The sequence below is a fragment of the Streptomyces sp. NPDC002092 genome (assembly GCF_053593775.1).
This window is the reverse complement of sequence record NZ_JBSFDG010000015.1, coordinates 212,415-232,494: the sequence shown is the minus strand read 5'-3', so window position 1 is coordinate 232,494 and position 20,080 is coordinate 212,415. Positions and strand designations below refer to the sequence as shown.

General features: G+C 70.3%; 20 protein-coding genes and 2 tRNA genes. 14 read left to right on the top strand and 8 right to left on the bottom strand.

Annotation, left to right across the window (positions count from 1 at the left end):
- The first annotated feature begins 82 nt into the window (after window positions 1-82).
- The 4 genes from ACWCRD_RS32085 to ACWCRD_RS32070 all read left to right on the top strand — a co-directional run bounded on the left by ACWCRD_RS32085 (window position 83) and on the right by ACWCRD_RS32070 (window position 3,296).
- Window positions 83-1,195 (top strand): SDR family oxidoreductase, encoded by a 1,113-nt coding sequence (locus tag ACWCRD_RS32085; protein WP_450969240.1) that lies wholly within the window; start codon window positions 83-85, stop codon window positions 1,193-1,195.
- Between the two features lie 94 nt (window positions 1,196-1,289).
- The gene (locus ACWCRD_RS32080) at window positions 1,290-1,748 is read left to right on the top strand and encodes a molybdenum cofactor biosynthesis protein MoaE (RefSeq protein WP_450969239.1); all 459 of its coding nucleotides are present in this window, start codon (window positions 1,290-1,292) and stop codon (window positions 1,746-1,748) included.
- Between the two features lie 262 nt (window positions 1,749-2,010).
- Window positions 2,011-2,142: a hypothetical protein gene (locus ACWCRD_RS32075; protein ID WP_389076984.1), complete on the top strand. Its 132-nt coding sequence runs from the start codon at window positions 2,011-2,013 to the stop codon at window positions 2,140-2,142.
- A gap of 59 nt (window positions 2,143-2,201) precedes the next feature.
- Window positions 2,202-3,296 carry a YlbL family protein gene (locus ACWCRD_RS32070; RefSeq protein ID WP_450969238.1) on the top strand — a complete coding sequence of 365 codons (1,095 nt, stop codon included), beginning with the start codon at window positions 2,202-2,204 and terminating at the stop codon, window positions 3,294-3,296.
- A gap of 18 nt (window positions 3,297-3,314) precedes the next feature.
- Here the strand turns inward: ACWCRD_RS32070 and ACWCRD_RS32065 are convergent, their stop codons facing one another.
- Window positions 3,315-3,857, bottom strand: a complete 543-nt coding sequence (locus tag ACWCRD_RS32065) for a PPA1309 family protein (RefSeq protein ID WP_450969237.1) — start codon at window positions 3,855-3,857, stop codon at window positions 3,315-3,317.
- A gap of 166 nt (window positions 3,858-4,023) precedes the next feature.
- On the opposite strand from ACWCRD_RS32065, the gene ACWCRD_RS32060 reads away from it, so the two are divergent.
- From ACWCRD_RS32060 to ACWCRD_RS32045, 4 genes are all read left to right on the top strand, one after another.
- The gene (locus ACWCRD_RS32060) at window positions 4,024-6,957 is read left to right on the top strand and encodes a UPF0182 family membrane protein (RefSeq protein ID WP_450969279.1); all 2,934 of its coding nucleotides are present in this window, start codon (window positions 4,024-4,026) and stop codon (window positions 6,955-6,957) included.
- A 41-nt stretch (window positions 6,958-6,998) separates the two neighbouring features.
- Window positions 6,999-7,072, top strand: a tRNA-Met gene (locus tag ACWCRD_RS32055).
- 205 nt (window positions 7,073-7,277) lie between these two features.
- Complete coding sequence (locus ACWCRD_RS32050; protein ID WP_450969236.1) at window positions 7,278-9,089, top strand: sel1 repeat family protein; 1,812 nt, start codon at window positions 7,278-7,280, stop codon at window positions 9,087-9,089.
- A gap of 107 nt (window positions 9,090-9,196) precedes the next feature.
- Window positions 9,197-9,270: transfer RNA gene (locus tag ACWCRD_RS32045), tRNA-Met, on the top strand.
- 87 nt (window positions 9,271-9,357) lie between these two features.
- Here ACWCRD_RS32045 and ACWCRD_RS32040 read toward each other — a convergent pair.
- The 3 genes from ACWCRD_RS32040 to hisN all read right to left on the bottom strand — a co-directional run bounded on the left by ACWCRD_RS32040 (window position 9,358) and on the right by hisN (window position 11,258).
- Window positions 9,358-9,774 (bottom strand): Fur family transcriptional regulator, encoded by a 417-nt coding sequence (locus ACWCRD_RS32040; protein ID WP_115906041.1) that lies wholly within the window; start codon window positions 9,772-9,774, stop codon window positions 9,358-9,360.
- A gap of 106 nt (window positions 9,775-9,880) precedes the next feature.
- The gene (locus ACWCRD_RS32035) at window positions 9,881-10,273 is read right to left on the bottom strand and encodes a CBS domain-containing protein (protein ID WP_450969235.1); all 393 of its coding nucleotides are present in this window, start codon (window positions 10,271-10,273) and stop codon (window positions 9,881-9,883) included.
- Between the two features lie 184 nt (window positions 10,274-10,457).
- Window positions 10,458-11,258: a histidinol-phosphatase gene (gene hisN / locus ACWCRD_RS32030; protein ID WP_450969234.1), complete on the bottom strand. Its 801-nt coding sequence runs from the start codon at window positions 11,256-11,258 to the stop codon at window positions 10,458-10,460.
- Between the two features lie 187 nt (window positions 11,259-11,445).
- Here hisN and ACWCRD_RS32025 point away from each other — a divergent pair, with 187 nt between their 5' ends.
- A complete protein-coding gene (locus ACWCRD_RS32025; RefSeq protein ID WP_450969233.1) occupies window positions 11,446-12,054 on the top strand; it encodes a TetR/AcrR family transcriptional regulator in 609 nt (202 codons plus the stop codon).
- Between the two features lie 198 nt (window positions 12,055-12,252).
- On the opposite strand, the gene ACWCRD_RS32020 is transcribed toward ACWCRD_RS32025, so the two are convergent.
- The 4 genes from ACWCRD_RS32020 to ACWCRD_RS32005 form a co-directional block, all read right to left on the bottom strand.
- Complete coding sequence (locus ACWCRD_RS32020) at window positions 12,253-12,576, bottom strand: DMT family transporter (protein ID WP_344405388.1); 324 nt, start codon at window positions 12,574-12,576, stop codon at window positions 12,253-12,255.
- A gap of 76 nt (window positions 12,577-12,652) precedes the next feature.
- The gene (rsgA, locus tag ACWCRD_RS32015) at window positions 12,653-13,666 is read right to left on the bottom strand and encodes a ribosome small subunit-dependent GTPase A (RefSeq protein ID WP_450969232.1); all 1,014 of its coding nucleotides are present in this window, start codon (window positions 13,664-13,666) and stop codon (window positions 12,653-12,655) included.
- A gap of 11 nt (window positions 13,667-13,677) precedes the next feature.
- Window positions 13,678-14,994 (bottom strand): 3-phosphoshikimate 1-carboxyvinyltransferase, encoded by a 1,317-nt coding sequence (gene aroA / locus ACWCRD_RS32010; RefSeq protein ID WP_450969231.1) that lies wholly within the window; start codon window positions 14,992-14,994, stop codon window positions 13,678-13,680.
- A gap of 123 nt (window positions 14,995-15,117) precedes the next feature.
- A complete protein-coding gene (locus tag ACWCRD_RS32005) occupies window positions 15,118-15,840 on the bottom strand; it encodes a M50 family metallopeptidase (RefSeq protein ID WP_450969230.1) in 723 nt (240 codons plus the stop codon).
- A gap of 50 nt (window positions 15,841-15,890) precedes the next feature.
- Here ACWCRD_RS32005 and ACWCRD_RS32000 point away from each other — a divergent pair, with 50 nt between their 5' ends.
- The 5 genes from ACWCRD_RS32000 (at window position 15,891) to ACWCRD_RS31980 (ending at window position 20,043) form a co-directional block, all read left to right on the top strand.
- On the top strand, window positions 15,891-16,706 hold the full coding sequence (locus ACWCRD_RS32000; protein ID WP_450969229.1) for an SOS response-associated peptidase: 816 nt from the start codon (window positions 15,891-15,893) through the stop codon (window positions 16,704-16,706).
- A gap of 1 nt (window position 16,707) precedes the next feature.
- Complete coding sequence (locus ACWCRD_RS31995; RefSeq protein ID WP_450969228.1) at window positions 16,708-17,352, top strand: alpha/beta hydrolase family protein; 645 nt, start codon at window positions 16,708-16,710, stop codon at window positions 17,350-17,352.
- Between the two features lie 256 nt (window positions 17,353-17,608).
- Window positions 17,609-18,292, top strand: a complete 684-nt coding sequence (gene sigR / locus ACWCRD_RS31990) for an RNA polymerase sigma factor SigR (RefSeq protein ID WP_450969227.1) — start codon at window positions 17,609-17,611, stop codon at window positions 18,290-18,292.
- Entirely contained in the window at window positions 18,289-18,591 is a 303-nt protein-coding gene (rsrA, locus tag ACWCRD_RS31985) for a mycothiol system anti-sigma-R factor (RefSeq protein ID WP_398957465.1), read from the top strand. The genes sigR and rsrA overlap by 4 nt, the downstream gene beginning before the upstream one ends.
- Before the next feature lie 141 nt (window positions 18,592-18,732).
- On the top strand, window positions 18,733-20,043 hold the full coding sequence (locus ACWCRD_RS31980; protein WP_450969226.1) for an HD-GYP domain-containing protein: 1,311 nt from the start codon (window positions 18,733-18,735) through the stop codon (window positions 20,041-20,043).
- The last annotated feature ends 37 nt before the right edge of the window (window positions 20,044-20,080 follow it).

Below are 20,080 nucleotides of genomic sequence, written 5' to 3'. Positions count from 1 at the left end.
CTTGGCCTGCGGCAGGATGGATGCCACCTGGTACGGACGCGTCACTCGCGTTCGTACTGAAGACAACCGCTGGAGACGCCCGGTGAGTTCCCCAGATCCGCAGGTTCGCGCAGCGCGAAACGAGTCAACCAATTCCGCCACGCGCGGGCCCGTCGTCGCGGTCACCGGTGCCGCGTCCGGCATCGGCGCACTGCTCACCGAACGGCTCGCCGCCTCGGACGAGATCAAGCAGGTCATCGCGATCGACGAGCGGCGCGGCGAGTGTGCGGGGGCGCAGTGGCACATCCTGGACGTACGGGATCCGGCCATCGCGGACAAGCTGCGGGGCGCCGACGTGGTGGTGCACCTGGCGCTCGATCTGGATCTGGAGACCGATCCCGCCGCCCGCACGGCCTACAACGTCCGGGGGACGCAGACCGTGCTGACCGCGGCCGCCGCGGCCGGTGTCCACCGGGTCGTGCTGTGCACGTCCGCCATGGTGTACGGGGCGCTGCCGGACAACGAGCTGCCGCTGTCCGAGGACGCGGAGCTGCGGGCCACGGCCGAGGCCACCGGCGTCGGTGACCTCCTGGAGATCGAGCGGCTCGCCCGGCGCGCGCCCCGCGCGCATCCGGGGCTCAATGTCACCGTCGTACGGCCCGCGGTGCTCGTAGGAGGCACCGACACCGCGCTGACCAGGTACTTCGAGTCGCCTCGGCTGCTCGTGGTCGCCGGGTCGCGGCCCGCCTGGCAGTTCTGCCATGTCGAGGACCTGTGCAGCGCCTTGGAGTACGCCGTCCTGGAGAAGGTCGAAGGGGAACTCACCGTGGGCTGCGACGGGTGGCTGGAACAGGAGGAGGTCGAGGAGCTCAGCGGGATCCGGCGGATGGAACTGCCGTCGGCCGTCGCGCTGGGTGCGGCGGCCCGGCTGCACCGGATCGGCCTGACACCGTCCCCGGCCGGGGACCTGGCGTACACGATGTACCCCTGGGTGGTCAGCGGCAGCCGGCTGCACGACGCGGGCTGGCGGCCGCAGTGGACCAACGAGGAAGTGCTGGCCGAGCTTCTGGAGGAGGTTTCCGGCAGGCACACCGTCGCCGGCCGGCGGCTGGGCCGCAAGGACGCGACGGCGGCCGGAGCCGCGGGCGCGACGGTGGCGCTGCTGGGCGCGGCGGCCGTGGTGCGCAGGGCCCGGAAGGCCCGGCGCCGGATCTGAGAGCGAACCTTGTAGGAGACTCCAAGCCCGCACACGCGCGTGCCGGGTGAAACGTCTGTTCCGGGTTGTCAGTGGCGTGCGGCACGATGGAGGCATGGCACCCACCAACGACCATCCCGGCGAGCAGGCCGCGCAGGACCCCATCAAGCTGATCGCCGTCCGGGAGACCGCGCTCTCCCTGGACGAGGTCTTCCAGGCCGTCGGGGACGACGCCGCGGGCGGGACCGCGCTGTTCGTGGGGACCGTGCGGAACCACGACGGGGGAGCCGATGTGGACCGGCTCGGCTATTCGTGCCACCCCAGCGCCGAGGCCGAGATGCGGCGGATCGCCGAGAAGGTCGTGGCCGGATACCCGGTGCGGGCCCTGGCCGCCGTTCACCGCATCGGTGACCTGGACGTCGGGGATCTCGCCGTGGTCGTCGCCGTTTCGTGTCCGCACCGGGGCGAGGCCTTCGAGGCCTGTCGGAAGCTGATCGACGATCTCAAGCACGAGGTGCCGATCTGGAAGCACCAGACCTTCTCGGACGGAACAGACGAATGGGTCGGCGCGTAGCGCCGTCGTTGAGGGGTGGTGGTCGGGCGACGGGAGGGCGGGTCGGCGCGTAGCGCCGTCGTTGAGGGGTGGTGGTCGGGCGACGGGAGGGCGGGTGGGGGCCTGCTGAGCCTCCTCCGCCACGCCCGGCTTGCGTAACCGCACCCCTGGCGTCAGCGTTCTCAGTGTGACTGGTTAATCTGCTGATCAGTCAGTTCTTGCGGTCGCTCACTGGGGTCGGGAGGTCGGCATGGGGGCGCTCCTGTGGTTGTTGATTCCGTTCATGGCAGCGATCGGAGCCGGTCTGTGGGGCACTTGGGCCAACCGGACCCGCAAGGTCCGCGGCGACGGGCCCGAACTCGACGGGTACGCCCGCTTCCGTGAGGCCATGGAGAAGCCGCACTCCCGTACGTGACATGACAACAGAGGTGGGGCTGACGGTGCGCTGACAGGACCTTCCCGTACTGTCTTGGCATGCCACGCCGCACCGCGACGATGCTCGCCTCCACCCTGATGCTGATCGCGCTCCTGTGCGCGGGAGTCTTCATTCCCGTGCCGTACTCGGAGATGTCCCCGGGCCCCACGGTCAACACGCTCGGGGACCACGACGGCGAGCCGGTGCTGCAGATCTCCGGGCGCAAGACCTACCCGGCCGACGGCCACCTGAACATGACGACCGTGCGGGTCACCAGCGCCGACTACAAGATGAACCTCGTCGAGGCCGTCTACGGCTGGCTGGCCCACGACAGCAAGGTCGTGCCGCACGACACGCTCTACCCGGACGGCAAGACCGAACAGCAGTCCACCCAGGAGAACGCCGAGGAGTTCAGCCAGTCCCAGGAGAGCGCCAAGGTCGCAGCGCTGAAGGAACTCGGCGTCCCGGTGAAGAGCTGGGTGATCGTCTCGACCGTGGTCAAGGGCTCCCCGGCGCAGGGTCAGCTGCACGCCGGGGACCTGATCAAGGCCGTGGACGGTACGGCCGTGAAGCAGCCCGCCGATGTCGCCGAACTCGTGACCAAGCACCAGCCCGGCGAGAAGGTCGACTTCACGATCGTGCCCGCGAAGGACCAGGCCGCCGCCGAGAAGAAGAACACGGCGGCGACCACCACCAAGGACATCACGATCACGACCACCACCTCCGACGACAGCGGCAAGAAGCGCGCCATCGTCGGGATCTCCGCGGGGACCGATCACACCTTCCCGTTCACCATCGACATCAAGCTCGCCGACGTCGGCGGTCCGAGCGCCGGTCTGATGTTCGCGCTCGGCATCTACGACAAGCTCACCCCGGGCGACCTGACCGGCGGCAAGTTCGTGGCCGGCACCGGGACCATCGACGACAACGGCAAGGTCGGCCCGATCGGCGGCATCGAGATGAAGACGGTCGGCGCACGCGACAAGGGCGCCCAGTACTTCCTCACGCCCGCCGAGAACTGCGCGGCCGCCGCCAAGGACACCCCGAGCGGGCTCACCCTGGTCAAGGTGAACACCATCGAGGACGCCCTCGGCGCGCTGAAGGACATCCGCACCGGAAAGACGTCCGACCTGCCGAAGTGCACGACCAAGTAGCCGAAGGGCTACGGCGGCCTACTCCTCGAAGGTCGCGGCCAGGGCCTGCGCAAGTCCCGGCACCAGGTCGGAGCCGGTGAGGACCTCCGTCGGGGTGTCCTTCTCGCGCAGCCGAAGCGCCGAGTCACGGGCGCCGTCGCGCAGCACCGCCACCGTCATCCGGACCTCCTGACGGTCCGGGTGCCCGGCCACCCACTTCGCCAGCCCCGCCTCGTCCAGTCCCTCCGGGACCTGGGACTCGGCGGACGGCGGCAGCATCAGCCGCTCCACGGTGAGCGCGCACCCGGCCACCGCGTCGGGCCAGGCGATCGTCGCGAGGAACTCGTCCAGCGCCTTGCCGGCCGGGATCTCGTCCTGCTCGACCGGGGTGAGCCCGGTGGTGTCGGGCTCGTCCGCAAGGCCCAGCTGAGCCGCGAGCGCGGGCTCCTGGGACCGCAGCCGAGCGGTGTCTACGAGGGCGAAGAGGCGGGCGGGCTGGTCCCAGCCGAGGCCGGAGGCGTACTCGTCGATCTCGAGTACGGCCCGGGTGAGCGGGCTCGCTGCCATGGGAGTGTTGGACATGGTCACAATCCTGCCTCGTTCATGGCCGGAATCGGGAACCGAGTAAACGGTGAGTAAGTTGCATAGGTGTGGGCCCGCGATCACGGGGGGCCACGGAGGGGCTCACGAACACGCGGGGGCCTGACGAACCGACAGCGACTTCGAGGTGCGCACCTTGGCTTTCCAGATGCCGGACCGCGGCGGAGGCCCGACGGGGCCACGGATCAGAGTGGGCCGCCCGTCCCGGCGAGTCCGGACCCTGCTGATGACACTGGGCGTCCTCGCCGTCCTCGGCATGGCGTTCACCATGTTCGCGGGCTTCTGGACGGACTGGCTCTGGTACCGCTCCGTGAAGTACTCGTCCGTCTTCACCATCACCCTGTGGACCAAGATCGGCCTGTTCTTCGTCTTCGGTCTGCTGATGGCCCTCGCGGTCGGCTTCAACGTCTGGCTGGCGCACCGGCTGCGGCCGCCGCTGAGCGCCATGTCCATGGAACAGCAGAGCCTGGACCGCTACCGGATGGGCATCGCGCCGTACAAGACCTGGCTGTTGCTCGGGATCACCGCCCTGGTCGGTCTCATCGCCGGCGCCTCGGCGTCCAGCCAGTGGCGCACCTGGCTGATGTGGGTCAACGGCGTCCCCTTCCACCAGGAGGACCCGCAGTTCCACCTCGACGTCTCCTTCTATGCCTTCGACCTGCCCTGGTACCGCTTCCTGCTGGGCTTCGGCTTCGCCGCCGCGATCCTGTCCCTGATCGCCGCCGCGCTCACCCACTACCTGTACGGCGGCCTCAGGATCACCTCCCCGGGCGCGCGCGCCACTGCCGCCGCGACCGGTCATCTCTCGGTGCTGCTCGGCATCTTCGTGGCGCTGAAGGCCGTCGCGTACTGGCTCGACCGGTACGGCCTCGCGGTCAAGTCCAGCGACTTCAAGGCGACGGACAACTGGACGGGCCTCAGGTACGTCGACGCGAACGCCTATCTGCCGGCGAAGACGATCCTGTTCTGCATCGCCGTCATCTGCGCGCTGCTGTTCTTCGCCACCCTGTGGCGCCGCACCTGGCAGCTGCCCGTGATCGGCTTCGGCCTGATGGTGCTCTCGGCGATCCTCATCGGCGGGCTCTACCCCGCGATCGTCCAGAAGTTCCAGGTCGAGCCCAACGAGCAGGCCAAGGAAGCGCCGTACGTCCAGAAGAACCTCAAGGCGACACGTGAGGCGTACGGCATCGACGACACCAAGGTGACCGACTACTCGGGGACGAGCACCACCAAGGACAAGACGAAGCTGCGCGACGGCGTCGACGACGCGGCGAGCATCCGCATCCTGGACCCGAACATCGTCTCGCCCACGTTCCAGCAGCTCCAACAGATCAGGAACTACTACGCGTTCCCGAACAATCTGGACGTCGACCGCTACAGCAAGGACGGCAAGGAGCAGGACACCGTCATCGGTCTGCGCGAGCTGAACCTCAACGGCATTCCGAAGAACAACTGGATCAACGACCACTTCCGCTACACCCACGGCTACGGTGTGGTCGCCGCCAAGGGCACCGAGGTCCAGGACGGCCAGCCCGTCTTCACCGAGTCCGACCTGCCGTCCACGGGCGACCTCGGCAAGTACAAGCAGCAGATCTACTACGGGGAGAAGACCACCACCTACTCGATCGTCGGCGGTCCCCAGCAGGAGATCGACTACTCCGACGACAGCGGCGAGAAGACCACCAGCTACAAGGGCAACAGCGGCGTGAACCTCGCCAACCCGATCAACCGGGCCGCCTACGCGGTCGCGTTCAACGAGCCGCAGATGCTCTACTCCGGGGCGATCGGCAAGGGTTCGCGGATCCTGTACAACCGCACTCCCAAGGAGCGCGTCGAGGCGGTGGCGCCCTGGCTGACCATCGACGGCGACGCCTATCCGGCGGTGGTGCACGGCCGTATCCAGTGGATCGTCGACGCCTACACGACGACGAACGGATACCCGTACGCCTCCCGGACGACCCTCGGCGACACCACCGCCGACTCGCTGACCGCGACCAACACCAACCGCGCGGTGGTGGCCCAGCAGAACCAGGTCAACTACATCCGCAACTCGGTGAAGGCCACCGTCGACGCGTACACCGGCGAGGTCAAGCTCTATCAGTGGGACACCGCGGACCCCGTCCTGAAGACGTGGATGAAGGCCTTCCCGGGCACGGTGAAGCCCAAGCAGGACATCTCGCACGACCTGCAGGCCCACTTCCGTTACCCGCAGGACCTGTTCAAGGTCCAGCGCGAGCTGCTCAGCCGCTACCACGTGACGGACGCGCAGACCTTCCTCACCGGCAGCGAGGTGTGGCAGGTGCCGAACGACCCGACCAACAAGTCGGGCAACGCGGTGCCTCCGTACTACCTGAGCATGAAGATGCCCGGCCAGTCCTCGCAGGCGTTCTCGCTGACGACGACCTTCACGCCGAACGGACGGGACAACCTCAGTGCGTTCATGGCGGTCGACGCCGATGCGAGCACCAGTGACTACGGCAAGATCAGAATCCTGAAACTACCGACGAGCACGACCGTCGACGGCCCCAAACAGGTGCAGAGCAAGTTCAACTCCGAGCAGGACATCGCCGCGGCGATCAAGCTCCTCAAGGGCGGCGACTCCGACATCGAGTACGGCAACCTGCTGACGGTGCCGCTCGACGGAGGACTGCTCTACGTGGAGCCGGTCTACGTACGCGGTGGTGGACTCAAGTACCCCCTGCTGCGCAAGGTCCTGGTGACCTACGGAGGCAACACCGCCTTCGAGGACACCCTCGACCAGGCCCTCAACAAGGTCTTCGGAGCGGAGAGTTCGACCCCGCCCCCGTCGGACACCGGGACGAACCCACCGCCGACGTCGAGCAATCCCACGGTCCAACAGGCGCTGAACGACGCCCAGAAGGCCTTCGACGCCGGCCAGGAAGCACTGAAGAAGGGCGACTGGCAGGCGTACGGACAGGCCCAGAAGGACCTCCAGGACGCCCTCAAGCGGGCCGAGGACGCGCAGTCCAAGGCCGGCAAGACGGGGGGCGGCGGCAGCAAGAGCAGCAGCCCCGCTCCGAGCGGCAGCCCGAGCCCGAGCAGCAGCTCAGGCAGCGGCTGATCATGCCCGCCCCGCGTCGTGGTACGGTTGCCACACAACGACGCGGGGTGGAGCAGCTCGGTAGCTCGCTGGGCTCATAACCCAGAGGTCGCAGGTTCAAATCCTGTCCCCGCTACTGCAGTCGAAGGCCCGGATCCTCAAGGATCCGGGCCTTCGTGATGTGCGAACGCATGTGCCGGTCAGGGGGATCGTCATGCCGCCTCCGGGAGTTGGGGGGAACTGTGTTTGACTTGTCTCTCTGTGGGCATGTCGACAAAACGCTGAAGTGACCTCACTGGCTGCGGTATACCAGGTGTACCCGGGTTGCAGGTGGTGCGACGATGGACGTTATGGGGGACAAGGCAACTCTGTTCGAGACAGGGCGATTTGTGCAGCCTTCCGAACCGGGCGAAGCCGGGGAGGTGGCTGAGGAGGCCGTCGAGGAAGTTCGCCAGCGGCTCGCCGCCGAGGCCGGCGACGTCGAGGCGATGAGTGTCCTCGGGGCCATGCTGCTGCGCCGTGGTGATCTCGACGGAGCCGAGCCCCATCTGCGTGCCGCCACCGCCGCGGGCGACCGGGCCGCCGCCAACAACCTGGGGGTCCTTCTCCACCAGCGCGGATACGCCGATGACGCCGCCGGCTGGTGGCGGATCGCCGCCGTCGCCGGGTCCGCGGCGGCCGCGCATGCGCTGGGTCGTCATCACCGCGAGCGCGGGGACGAGCCCGCCGCCGAGTACTGGCTGCGGCAGTCCGCCGAACAGGGGCACGCCCTGGGTGCCTACGCGCTCGCCGACCTGCTGGAGCACCGCGGGGACGCCGGAGCCGAGGACTGGATGCGGGCCGCGGCGGAGCGCGGGCACCGGGAGGCGGCCTACCGCCTGGCGCGCGCGCTCGACCGCAGGGCGGCCCGCCAGGGCGAGGGCGGGGCTGACAACGGTGTCGAACTGCTGGCCCAGGCCGAGCAGTTCTACCGGCAGGCCGCCGCGCGCGGACACCGGCGGGCCGCGCTGCACCTCGGCGCGATCCTGGAGAAGCGCGGTGAACTCAAGGAGGCCGGGCGCTGGTATCTGACGTCCGCCAAGGACGGCGAGGCGCGCGCCGCCTGCGCGCTCGGGTTCCTGCTGCGGGACGCCGGCGACACCGAGAGCGCCGCCGTGTGGTGGCTCAGGGCCGCTCAGGACGGGGACGGCAACGCCGCCAACGCGCTGGGCGCCCTGCACGCCGAGCGCGGCGAGACGCAGACCGCCGAGCGCTGGTACCGGGCCGCGATGGACGCCGGTGACGACAACGGCGCCTACAACCTCGGGCTGCTCTGCGCCGAGCAGGGGCGGACCGCACAGGCCGAGCAGTGGTACCGCCGGGCCGCCTACGCCGGACACCGCGAGGCCGCGAACGCCCTGGCGATCCTGCTGCTGCAGGGCGGCGACACGACGGGCGCCGAGCCGTGGTTCTCCAAGGCCGCGGAGGCCGGCAGCGTGGACGCCGCCTTCAACCTGGGGATCCTGCACGCCGGGCGGGCCGAGGACGACGCCGCGCTGCTCTGGTACGAGCGTGCCGCGGCCGCCGGGCACACCGAGGCGGCGCTGCAGGTCGGCATGGCGCGGCTGCGGGACGGGGACGAGCGGGCGGCGGAGCGGCATCTGCGCTGCGCGGCAGGAGGCGGCAGCGCGGAGGCCGCGTACCGGCTGGCGACCGTCCTGGACGCCCGGCGCCCGCCTGCGCCCGCGCATGAGCTCGGGGAGTCCGTGCACGAGAAGACCGAGTGCGAGGAGTGGTACGAGCGCGCGGCTTCCCAGGGGCACCGGCGGGCGCAGGTACGGGTCGGGATGATGGCCGCCGCCCGCGGCGACGTGGTGGACGCGGCGCGCTGGTACCGCGCGGCCGCCGAGGCCGGGTCCCGCAACGGCGCCTTCAACCTCGGGCTGCTGCTGGCCCGCGAGGGGAGCGAGCCGGAGGCGGCCGTGTGGTGGACGCGGGCCGCCGACGCGGGGCATGGGCGGGCGGCGCTGCGGCTGGCCCTGGTCTACGCGCGTCGGGGTGAGCTGGCGGAGGGGCAGCGGTGGGCGGACCGGGCGGTGACGCTGGGGCCGGCGGAGGTGTCGGAGCGGGCGGCGCGGCTACGGGACGCTCTGCTGGAGGAACTGTCGGCGTAGGGGCCGGGGGTCGGCCGACCGTCCGGGGGCTGCGCCCCTGAAAATCCTGCCCCGCCGTAACCGATTTGCTTCTGGTCGCGGGCTTCACGTAATGTTGCGTTCATCGACGCGGGGTGGAGCAGCTCGGTAGCTCGCTGGGCTCATAACCCAGAGGTCGCAGGTTCAAATCCTGTCCCCGCTACTGAAGGCCGAGGGCCGGAGTCCAGTGAATGGATTCCGGCCCTCGGTGTTTCCCTGCTCTTGGTGTTCGTGCAGGGCTGGTGGGTGGTTACGCCGCCGCGCAGTTCGGGCAGATGCCGCGGTATGTGACCTCGACGTCCGAGACGGTGAAGCCGAAGCGCTCCGTGTCGGGGAGGTCGGCCAGCGGGTTGCCGCTCGGGTGGACGTCGCGGATCGCGCCGCACTGGGCACAGACCAGGTGGTGGTGCGGCCGGTGCGCGTTCGGGTCGTACCGCTTGGCGCGCTTGTCCGTGGAGACCTCGAGCACCTCGCCGAGGGAGACCAGCTCGCCCAGCGTGTTGTAGACGGTCGCGCGGGAGATCTCGGGCAGCTTGGCGACGGCCCGGGAGTGGACCTCGTCGGCGGTCAGATGCACATGCTCGCCGTCGAGAACCTCGGCCACGACGCGCCGCTGCGCGGTCATCCGCCATCCGCGTCCGCGCAGCCGTTCCAGAAGGTCGCTCATGAAATCCAGCCTAACAGCAGGGGGACCATTTTCCGAACAGGTGTGAGTTTGGATCGCTGCTGGATTTGGACTGAGTCCAAAGTGGTCCTCTGGTCCCCCTTCAGGCTCAGGCGGGCACGTGCTGCCGTGCCGGTGCCCAGCAGCGGATGATGTCGCGGACCGAGACGATGCCGGCCGGCTCGCCCCGGTCGAGGACGATGAGATGGCGGAAGCCGCCGTGGGCCATGGCGCGTGCCGCCTCCTCCAGCGTCCAGGACGGGGCGGCGAAGACGACGTCGTTGGTGGTGTGGTCGTGGGCCCGCTCGATGTCGGGGCTCTGGCCGAGGCCGACGGAGTTGAGGATGTCGCGTTCGGTGAGGATGCCGATACCGCCGGCGTCGGGGTCGAGGACCAGGGCCGCGCCGACCCTGCGGGCGGACATCAGGGCTGCGGCCTGGCGGAGGGTGTGATCGGGGCCGATGGTCAGAACCACCGTGCTCATGGCGTCGCGGACGAGCATGGACTTCAGCCACCTCCAAGGAAATCCCACTTGGTTCTAGCCCGGCGCAGGAGGCGCCTATAGGCACTGCACAAGTTCACAAGCGGGGGGACTCTCAGAGTCGCAGGTAAAGCGGGAGTCAACAAGAGGGCGCGTGCTGTCAATTGAGGGCGCACGCGCTCATCTGTGCTTTTGCGCGTGCGCCTCAGCAGCGCTCGTTGAGATACCCCAGCAACTCGTCGTGCAGCAGGCCGTTCGAGGCGGCCGCGTTGCCGCTGTGCGGGCCCGGGCGGCCGTCCAGGCCCGTGAAGGTGCCGCCGGCCTCGGTGACGATGATCGTGTTGGCGGCCATGTCCCAGAGGGAGAGCTCCGGCTCGGCGCAGATGTCGACCGAGCCCTCGGCGACCATCATGTACGGCCAGAAGTCGCCGTACGCGCGTGTGCGCCACACCTCGCGGGTCAGGTCCAGGAAGCCGCCCAGCCGGCCCTGGTCCTCCCAGCCGGACAGGGAGGAGTACGCGAACGAGGCGTCCGAGAGCTTCGCGACGCGGGAGACCTGCAGACGGGAGGCGGAGGAGAGGCTGCGGCCGGTGAAGGCGCCGTGGCCCTTCGCGGCCCACCAGCGGCGGCCCAGAGCAGGGGCGGAGACGACGCCGACGACGGGCTCGAAGCCGGTCTCGCCCGCCTCCATCAGGGAGATCAGGGTGGCCCACACCGGGACACCGCGTACGTAGTTCTTGGTGCCGTCGATCGGGTCGACCACCCAGCGGCGCGGGCCCGTGCCCTCCAGGCCGTACTCCTCGCCGAGGACCGCGTCGCGGGGGCGGGCGCGCTGGAGCTGGCCGCGGATGAGCTCCTCCGCCGCCTTGTCCGCTTCGCTCACCGGGGTCATGTCCGGTTTCGTCTCGACCTTGAGGTCGAGCGCCTTGAAGCGGGACGTCGTTGCCGCGTCGGCGGCGTCCGCGAGGACGTGGGCGAAACGGAGATCGTCGAGGTAGTCCGGCATGGAACGAACGCTATCCGGCGAGGTCGCGGTGGGGCCACCAGGCCATGCTCACGGTTTGGCGGCACATTGCCGCCATCGGGGGCGGCACACGGCGGCCGAGGGGCGCCCCCGCGTGCGCTCGCGAACCCTTGACAGTGCCCCTGTGCGCGTCAAATCTGGGCGCAGAGCCGCTCGCCCCAGGGAGGCGATGATGCCTGCAGCGCGGGAATCCCTACTGGACGCCGCGTACACGGCGCTGGCGCGCCGACCGTGGTCCGCCGTACGGATGGTGGACGTCGCTTCGGCCGCCGGAGTGTCCCGGCAGACCCTCTACAACGAGTTCGGCAGCAAGGAGGGTCTCGCCAGGGCGCTCGTGAGAAGGGAGGCGGACGGCTATCTCGCCGGCGTCGAACGTGCGCTCGCCACCCACAGCGACGCCCGGGACCGGCTCACCGCGACCGCCGAGTGGACCGCGTCGACGGCGCGCGAGAACGCACTCGTACGGGCCATGCTGACCGGCTGCTGGAGTGAACGGCTGCCCTCGCCGACGCTGTCCGCGGTGCCGTCCTCCTCGGCGGTGCCGGCGCAGCGGCGGGCGGACGGTCCGCTGCCGTCGCCCGGCGACTTCGTGGCGATCGTCCGGGACCGTGCCGTGGCGGTGCTGTCGAAGCCGGGGGCGGTCAAGTCGGACACGGCGGATCTGGCGCGCTCCTGCGAACTGGTGGTGCGGCTGGCCCTGTCCTGCGTGGCGGCGCCGCCGGGCGAGGGCGGGGTGGCGGACCTGGTCCGTACGGCCCTGCCCCGGCAGACGGTGTGACGGGGCGCAAGGTCGACGCGCCCCCGTGGACGGCCTTCTTCGCGGCGGGAGGGGGCCGCGCGTCCCTTGCTCAAGTGACCGGTCTCGACTCCGATTTCGGCGGGTGAGCGGTCGCACGGGGTCGACCGCACGCTGGGGGAACGGGAGTTGACGCGGACCGGCATGCGGTCTGCGGCCGCCCGGAGTCGTCCAAGTCGCCTAGTGGGCGGACCCGGAGAGCTGGAGGCCGATCACGCCCACGATGACCAGGCTGATCGAGACGAGCTTCAGCATCGACACCAAGTCGCCGAGGAAGATCATGCCGTAGATCGCGGTGCCCGCCGCGCCGATGCCGGTCCACACCGCGTAGGCGGGGCCGACGTCCAGCTTCCTCAGGGACAGGGTGAGGAGGCCGAAGCTGCCCAGGGCGAAGGCGCAGAACGCGATCGTCGGCCACAGGCGGGTGAAACCGTGGGAGAGCTTGAGGCACACGGCGAAACCCGTCTCGAGCAACCCGGCCACCACTACCAGCAGCCACGCCATGTGCTGTCCTCCCGTATGTCCGGCTCGGTGCGATTATGCACTTACCGGGCTGGCGGCCCCACAAACAACGCGGAGGTCAGTCGCCCTCCTTGCGCTCCCGCGTGGACAGCAGCCGGCGCAGCGAGTACAGCCGGGCCGGGTCCGCGTGGCCCTCGGCCACCCACGCGTCCAGCGCGCAGTCCGGCTCGTCGTGACTGCAGGCGCGCGGGCAGCCCTCCGTGCCCGGTTCCAGGTCGGGGAAGGCGTGGATGACGCGGGACGGGTCGACGTGGTGCAGGCCGAAGGACCGTACGCCCGGGGTGTCGATCACCCAGCCGTCCTCGCTGTCCGCGAGCGGCAGGGCGAGCGCCGACGTGGTGGTGTGGCGGCCGCGGCCCGTCACCGCGTTCACATGTCCGGTCGAGCGCCGCTGCTCCTGTGGGACCAGCGCGTTGACCAGGGTGGTCTTGCCGACGCCCGAGTGACCGACGAATGCCGTGATCCTGCCGTCGAGTTGCTCGCGCACGCGGGCGACCGCGCTGCCGTTCTCCAGCTCCTCACGGCTGGTCACGACGTACGGGATGTCGAGGGCGCCGTACAGCTCGAGGAGCTTGTCGGGCGGGGCGAGGTCCGACTTCGTCAGCACCAGCAGCGGGGTCAGTCCGCCGTCGAACGCCGCGACCAGGCAGCGGTCGATCAGACGGGGGCGCGGCTCGGGGTCGGCCAGGGCCGTGACGATCGCCAACTGGTCGGCGTTGGCGACGACCACACGCTCGTACGGGTCGTCGTCATCGGCGGTGCGGCGCAGGACCGAGGTGCGCTTCTCGATGCGGACGATGCGCGCGAGGGTGTCCTTCTTGCCGGACAGATCGCCCACGAGGGCCACCCGGTCGCCGACGATCGCCGCCTTGCGGCCGAGTTCGCGGGCCTTCATCGCCAGCACGATCCGGTCGTCGACCAGGCAGGTCAGCCGGCCGCGGTCGACGGTGAGGACCATGCCCTCGGCCGCGTCCTCGTGGGCGGGGCGGATGTTCGTACGCGGCCGGGTGCCCTTGCGGTTCGGGCGGCTGCGGATGTCGTCCTCGTCGGTGTGCTTGCCGTAGCGGCGCATCGCGGAAGTCCCTACGCCCCGAGCATCCCGGCCCACATGTCGGGGAAGTCCGGCAGGGTCTTGGCCGTCGTCGCCACGTTCTCGATCTGCACGCCCTCGACCGCGAGGCCGATGATCGCGCCGGCCGTCGCCATACGGTGGTCCTCGTACGTGTGGAAGATCCCGCCGTGCAGCTTGCGCGGACGGATGTGCAGACCGTCGGCGGTCTCGGTGACGTCACCGCCGAGCTCGTTGACCTCCTTGGTGAGCGCGGCCAGCCGGTCCGTCTCGTGCAGCCGCAGATGGGCCACTCCGCGGAGGGTGGAGGGGGAGTCCGCGAGGGCCGCGACCGCGGCGATGCCCGGGGTCAGCTCACCGACCTCGCTCAGGTCCACGTCGATGCCGCGGACGGTGCCCGAACCGGTGAACTCCAGCCCGTACTCGGTCAGTTCGCAGGAACCGCCCATGTCGGTGAAGATCTCCCGCAGCTTGTCGCCGGGCTGCGTGGTGCGGGACGGCCAGTCGGGGATCACGACCTTGCCGCCGGTCACCAGGGCGGCCGCCAGGAACGGCTGCGCGTTGGACAGGTCGGGCTCGATGGTCAGGTCCCGGCCGAGCAGCGCGCCCGGTGTCACCCGCCAGACATTCTGCTCGCCGCCCGACTCCGGGGTGTCCACCTGCGCGCCGACCGCGCGCAGCATGTCGACGGTCATGCGGATGTGCGGCAGGGAGGGCAGGGAGCTGCCGATGTGACGGACCTCGACGCCCTGGTTGAAGCGCGGGCCGGAGAGCAGCAGGGCGCTCACGAACTGGGAGGACGACGAGGCGTCGATCTCCACCGGGCCGCCGTCCAGGGCGCCCCCGCCGTGCACCGTCAGCGGCAGCGCGCCACGGCCGTCGTCGTCGATACGGGCGCCGAGCACGCGCAGGGCGTCGATGACGCCGTTCAGGGGACGCTCGTACGACCTGGGGTCGCCGTCGAAGCGGATGGGGCCGTCGGCGAGAGCGGCCACCGGGGGCAGGAAGCGCATCACGGTGCCGGCGTTGCCGACGTCGACCGTGGCCGGGCCGTGCAGGCCCGTCGGGAGCACCCGCCAGGTCTCGCCGGTGCCGTCGGGGCCCACGCCCTCCTCGATGCCCACGCCCATCGCGCGCAGGGCGCCCGCCATCAGCAGGGTGTCGCGGGAGCGCAGGGGGCGGCGCAGCCAGCCCGGCTCGCTCGCCAGCGCCGCCAGGACGAGGGCGCGGTTGGTGACCGACTTGGACCCCGGTACGTGGACCGTCGCGTCGACGGCTCCGCTCGCGAGGGGGGCGGGCCAGAGGGCGGTGTGTGCGGGGTTTGTGGCCATGGGGCCACTTTATAAGCAGGGGGTTGCGCAGGTCGTTGTACAGGTGCGGCGCCATCGCGGCTGGTCGCGCCCACGCGGCGGAGCCGCATATCAGACACAGCCCCGCGCCCCTGGGGTGGCTGATCACGCCTCCAGCAGCCAGCGCCCCCCGCCTATCAGGGAGCACAGGCTCACCGCGTGGAACAGGAAAAGCCACAGTCCCGCCGGTACATGGGTGAGACGCGACAACTGATCCGCGTCTGAGTCGCCCGCACTCCCACGGCTCCGCTTCGCCTGCAGCTCGAACGCCGGGCGTACCCCTCCCACCAGCAGGAACCACACCACGGCGTACGCGAACGCCGCCTGCACCTGCGGTCCCGCCAGCCACGACACCAGCAGGAACGTGCCCCCTGCCAGCACGACCGTCAGGGCGCCGTACGCGTTGCGGATCATCACCAGCATGGCGACCAGCAGGGCCGTCGCCAGCCACAGCAGCAGGGTGATGTGGCCGACGGCGAGCAGGGCCGCGCCGCCCAGGCCGAGGAGCGGGGGAGCGGTGTAGCCCGCGGCCGCGGTGAGGATCATGCCCAGGCCGTGCGGCTTGCCGCGGCTGACGGTGAGGCCGCTGGTGTCGGAGTGCAGCCGTATGCCCGTCAGCTGTCGGCCGGTGAGCAGGGCGATCAGGCCGTGGCCGCCCTCGTGGGCGATGGTGATGGCGTTGCGCGAGATGCGCCAGACGTTGTGCGGGACGACCACGGCCGATGCGGCGACCAGGGTCGCGATCACCACCCACAGGTCGGGGTCCGGCTGGCTGCCGGAGACCTGGTCCCAGAGGGATGCCAGCGAGTCGGATGCGGTGGGGTGCATGTTCGGCTGTGGCTCCCTGGAGTCGTGTCGAATCTGGCAGTGTGGCACGTATGTGCGGACGGTATGCAGCGAGTCGTAGGCCCGAGGATCTCGCAGGAATCTTTGAGATCGAGAAGTGGGAACCCGAGGAGACCCTCGCGCCCGACTACAACGTGGCCCCCACCAAGGAGGTCTACGCCGTCCTGGACCGCCCTCTGAAGGACGCAGAGGACCCGCGGCCGGTTCGGCAGCTGCGCACGCTGAAGTGGGGCCTGGTGCCGTCCTGGTCGAAGACCCCGGAGGGCGGCGCGCGGATGATCAACGCCCGTGCGGAGACCGTCCACGAGAAGCCGTCGTACAAGCGGGCCTTCACCTCCCGCCGCTGCATCATCCCCGCCGACGGCTACTACGAGTGGGTCACCGCCAAAGAGGAGCGGGACCTGGAGGTCGAGGGGAAGAAGAAGCGGCCCCGCAAGCAGCCGTACTTCGTGCTGCCCGCCGACGGGTCGGTCTTCGCGATGGCCGGGCTGTACGAGTTCTGGCGGGACAAGACGCTGCCGGACGACCACCCGCAGGCCTGGTGGGTGACCTGCTCAGTGATCACGACCGAGGCGGAGACGACACCCCTCGCCGTCGCCCCGGCCGAGGGCCCGCACGCGCTCGCCGACATCCATCCCCGGATGCCGCTGATGCTCACCCCGGACCGCTGGGACGCCTGGCTCGACCCCTCGCGCACCGACCCCGAGGACCTGCGAGCGCTGCTGGAGCCGCCGCCCGCCGGGCTGATGCGCGCCTACCCCGTCTCCACCGCGGTCAGCAACGTCCGCAACAACGGGCCGGAACTGCTGAAGGAACTCGACGGCCCCGAAGAGGGCACACTTTTCTGATGTGACAGATCTGACAGAAGTGATACAGAACGTCGAGACCGGTGCCGGCCCGGCACGCATCATCTGGCGCCACGCCAGCCGGCCGAGGCTCGTTCTCGCCGTCAGTCACGGTGCCGGGGGCGGCATCGAGGCACGGGACCTCCAGGCCCTCGCCCGGGTCCTGCCCGGACACGGGGTGACCGTCGCCCTCGTCGAGCAGCCCTGGCGGGTGGCCGGCAAGAAGCTGGCCCCCGCCCCGAAGACGCTCGACCTCGGCTGGCGCGGGATCTGGCCCGCGCTCGCCGGGCCCGGACTGCCGGTGATCTCGGGCGGACGCAGCGCGGGCGCCCGCGTGGCCTGTCGTACGGCCGTCGAACTCGGCGCCCACGCCGTCCTGGCCCTCAGCTTCCCGCTGCATCCGCCGGGCAGGCCCGAGAAGTCCCGCGCCGAGGAACTGCTCGGGTCCGGGGTGCCCACCCTCGTCGTACAGGGCGGGAACGACCCCTTCGGAAAGCCCGAGGAGTTCCCGGAAGGGTCGTACGAGCTGGTCGAGGTGGAGTACGGCGATCACGGGTTCGCCGTGCCCAAGCGGGCGGAGATCACGCAGGAACAGGCGCTGGAGATCATCACGGGGGGTGTCACCCAGTGGACCGCGTCACTCGGGTGAGGGCTGGGAATGCCGCGCGGGCGGCCACTGTTGAGGCGGACAGATGTGCTGGAGACCAGCACCGATCGTCGTGGGAGAGGAAGTCCGCCGCATGGGTTCGACCACTTGCCCGAGCCGCAGCAGCCGCACTGACCTGGACTGGACGGTGCTGACTGCGGCCAAGACCACCCCTATTCGAGGGGCGGCGGGGACGGGTCGTCGTCTATCCTCCGATTCTGGCGACACCGGTTTCGGTGCTGCCCGGAATCTTGAGGAGGTGGGTCCGGTCACTGGGATCGACGCAGGGACCGACAACGGCCAGGCGGAGCGGCCCGAGGGCCAGGGCATCAGCGCGGAGTCGACCTCGGAGCGCAGCGCGCGCTTCGAGCGGGACGCGCTCGAATTCCTCGACCAGATGTACTCGGCCGCCCTGCGCATGACGCGCAACCCGGCCGACGCCGAGGACCTGGTGCAGGAGACGTACGCGAAGGCGTACGCGTCCTTCCACCAGTTCCGCGAAGGCACCAATCTCAAGGCGTGGCTGTACCGGATCCTCACCAACACCTTCATCAACTCGTACCGCAAGAAGCAGCGCGAACCCCAGCGCTCCGCGGCCGAGGAGATCGAGGACTGGCAGCTCGCCCGCGCCGAGTCGCACATGTCGACCGGTCTGCGCTCCGCGGAGTCGCAGGCCCTCGACCACCTGCCCGACTCGGACGTGAAGGAAGCACTTCAGGCGATCCCCGAGGAATTCCGCATCGCCGTGTACCTCGCCGATGTCGAGGGCTTTGCGTACAAGGAGATCGCGGACATCATGGGGACACCCATCGGCACGGTGATGTCCCGGCTGCACCGGGGCCGCCGTCAACTGCGCGGCATGCTCGAGGACTACGCGCGCGAGCGCGGACTGGTCCCGGCCGGCGCCGGAGAGTCGGACGAAGCGAAAGGCTCGGGCTCATGAGCTGCGGAGAGCCGCACGAGACGGACTGCAGTGAGGTCCTCGACCATCTCTACGAGTTCCTCGACAGTGAGATGCCGGACGTCGATCGCGACAAGTTCAAGCAGCACTTCCAGGAGTGCTCGCCGTGCCTGGAGAAGTACGGCCTGGAGCAGGCCGTGAAGAAGCTGGTCAAGCGGTGCTGCGGCCATGACGACGTACCGAGCGACCTGCGTGCGAAGGTGCTCGGGCGGCTCGACCTGATCCGCTCCGGACAGGCCGTCCCCGAGCACGACATCACCGCGACCCCGCAGGAGTCCTGAACTCCCCCGGACCCTCGTCCGGAATGCCTGGAACGGGCTGTCGTCACTCGAACGTGCTAATCCGCGGTTCATAAGCCCGCGGACTGCCCCCGGCCCGCCCTAGTCTCCTCACCCGGAGCAGGTTCGGCCGGGAGGAGCGTGATGGAGGCGGTTCCGGCACGGGCACGCGTGTACGTCGCCTGTACGGTCCTCGGCGCGTTGCTCTGCCTGCTCCCGCTGCTCGCCGTCCACACGTCCTGGCGTGCGGTCGCCCTGCTGGCCCTGCTCTACGCCGGCTGTGAGCAGGCCGCCGCCCGATGGCGGTTTGCCGGAACGTTCTACCCGGTGCTGCTCGCCGGTGCCTTTCTGCTGCCGCCCCCGGCCGCCGCGCTGGTCGCGCTGCCGGGGGCGCTGCTGTCCCCGGTCGACCGGCGGCCGCGGCGGCTGCGGCGGAGCTGGCGCAGCGCCCAGCTGGTCCTCGGCGTGTGGGCCGCGGGCCGGGTGCACTGGTCGCTGGGCGGGCGGGACGCGGTCGTCGCCTCCGACTTCCCCTACGCACTCGTGCCCGCGAGCGCCGCGGTACTGGCCTTCTGCCTGGTGCTGACCGCCCTCGACGGCGGGATCCGCGCGCTGGCCGAGCGGGTGCCGGTGCGGCGGGCCTGGCGCGGGCTGTTCGTACGGTCCCTGGCGCCGGTGGTGGTCCACGGTCTCGCCGGGCTGATGATGGCCGTCCTGTGGCGCAGCCCCTACGGCCCCGTCGCCGCGCTGCTGGTGCTGCTGCCGATGTGCGTGTCCTGGTGGGTGTTCACGCAGTACCACCGGGAGCGCGCCGCCCACCAGGCGACGATCCGGGCGCTGGTGCAGGCCGTCGACATCAAGGACGAGTACACCCGCGGCCACAGCGAACGGGTCGGCCAGGCCTCCATGATGATCGCCCGTGAACTCGGGATGGACGACGAGCGCGTCGAGGTCCTGCGGTTCGCCGGGATCCTGCACGACGTGGGCAAACTCGGCGTCCCCACACGGCTGTTGAGGAAGGACGGGCCGCTGACTCCCGAGGAACGCCGGGTGATCGAGCTGCATCCCGAGTACGGCCACGAAATGGTGCGCGGAATCGGTTTTCTGGGCGAGGCCCGGGCCGCCGTGCTCCACCACCACGAACGCCTCGACGGCAGCGGCTACCCGTACGGGCTGCGCGGAAGCCAGATCCCCGAATCCGCGCGCGTGGTGGCCGTCGCGGACGCCTTCGACGCGATGACGTCCACACGCTGCTACCGGCGCGCCCGACCCGTCCCGGTGGCCCTGGAGGAGCTGGAACGGTGTGCGGGCGCGCAGTTCGACCCCCGCATGGTCGCGGCACTCGTACAGGCGCTCGCCCGGTCCGGCTGGCATCCCGCAGTCACCGCGGAGGAGCAGCCCCGGCTTCCCGCACCGGCCAGGGCCGTCTCCAGCCGACCGGGGGCTCGCGGATGAGCGCCCGGCGGTCGGGGAGGGGCAGCTCCGCCTGGGG

Bases quoted from the DNA above. Each gene is read 5' to 3' on its own strand.
- ACWCRD_RS32080 (WP_450969239.1), top strand. From the start codon at position 1,290: ATGGCACCCACCAACGACCATCCCGGCGAGCAGGCCGCGCAGGACCCC.
- ACWCRD_RS32075 (WP_389076984.1), top strand. From the start codon at position 2,011: ATGGCAGCGATCGGAGCCGGTCTGTGGGGCACTTGGGCCAACCGGACC.
- ACWCRD_RS32070 (WP_450969238.1), top strand. From the start codon at position 2,202: ATGCCACGCCGCACCGCGACGATGCTCGCCTCCACCCTGATGCTGATC.
- ACWCRD_RS32065 (WP_450969237.1), bottom strand. From the start codon at position 3,857: ATGTCCAACACTCCCATGGCAGCGAGCCCGCTCACCCGGGCCGTACTC.
- ACWCRD_RS32060 (WP_450969279.1), top strand. From the start codon at position 4,024: ATGCCGGACCGCGGCGGAGGCCCGACGGGGCCACGGATCAGAGTGGGC.
- ACWCRD_RS32050 (WP_450969236.1), top strand. From the start codon at position 7,278: ATGGACGTTATGGGGGACAAGGCAACTCTGTTCGAGACAGGGCGATTT.
- ACWCRD_RS32040 (WP_115906041.1), bottom strand. From the start codon at position 9,774: ATGAGCGACCTTCTGGAACGGCTGCGCGGACGCGGATGGCGGATGACC.
- ACWCRD_RS32035 (WP_450969235.1), bottom strand. From the start codon at position 10,273: ATGCTCGTCCGCGACGCCATGAGCACGGTGGTTCTGACCATCGGCCCC.
- hisN (WP_450969234.1), bottom strand. From the start codon at position 11,258: ATGCCGGACTACCTCGACGATCTCCGTTTCGCCCACGTCCTCGCGGAC.
- ACWCRD_RS32025 (WP_450969233.1), top strand. From the start codon at position 11,446: ATGATGCCTGCAGCGCGGGAATCCCTACTGGACGCCGCGTACACGGCG.
- ACWCRD_RS32020 (WP_344405388.1), bottom strand. From the start codon at position 12,576: ATGGCGTGGCTGCTGGTAGTGGTGGCCGGGTTGCTCGAGACGGGTTTC.
- rsgA (WP_450969232.1), bottom strand. From the start codon at position 13,666: ATGCGCCGCTACGGCAAGCACACCGACGAGGACGACATCCGCAGCCGC.
- aroA (WP_450969231.1), bottom strand. From the start codon at position 14,994: ATGGCCACAAACCCCGCACACACCGCCCTCTGGCCCGCCCCCCTCGCG.
- ACWCRD_RS32005 (WP_450969230.1), bottom strand. From the start codon at position 15,840: ATGCACCCCACCGCATCCGACTCGCTGGCATCCCTCTGGGACCAGGTC.
- ACWCRD_RS32000 (WP_450969229.1), top strand. From the start codon at position 15,891: ATGTGCGGACGGTATGCAGCGAGTCGTAGGCCCGAGGATCTCGCAGGA.
- rsrA (WP_398957465.1), top strand. From the start codon at position 18,289: ATGAGCTGCGGAGAGCCGCACGAGACGGACTGCAGTGAGGTCCTCGAC.
- ACWCRD_RS31980 (WP_450969226.1), top strand. From the start codon at position 18,733: ATGGAGGCGGTTCCGGCACGGGCACGCGTGTACGTCGCCTGTACGGTC.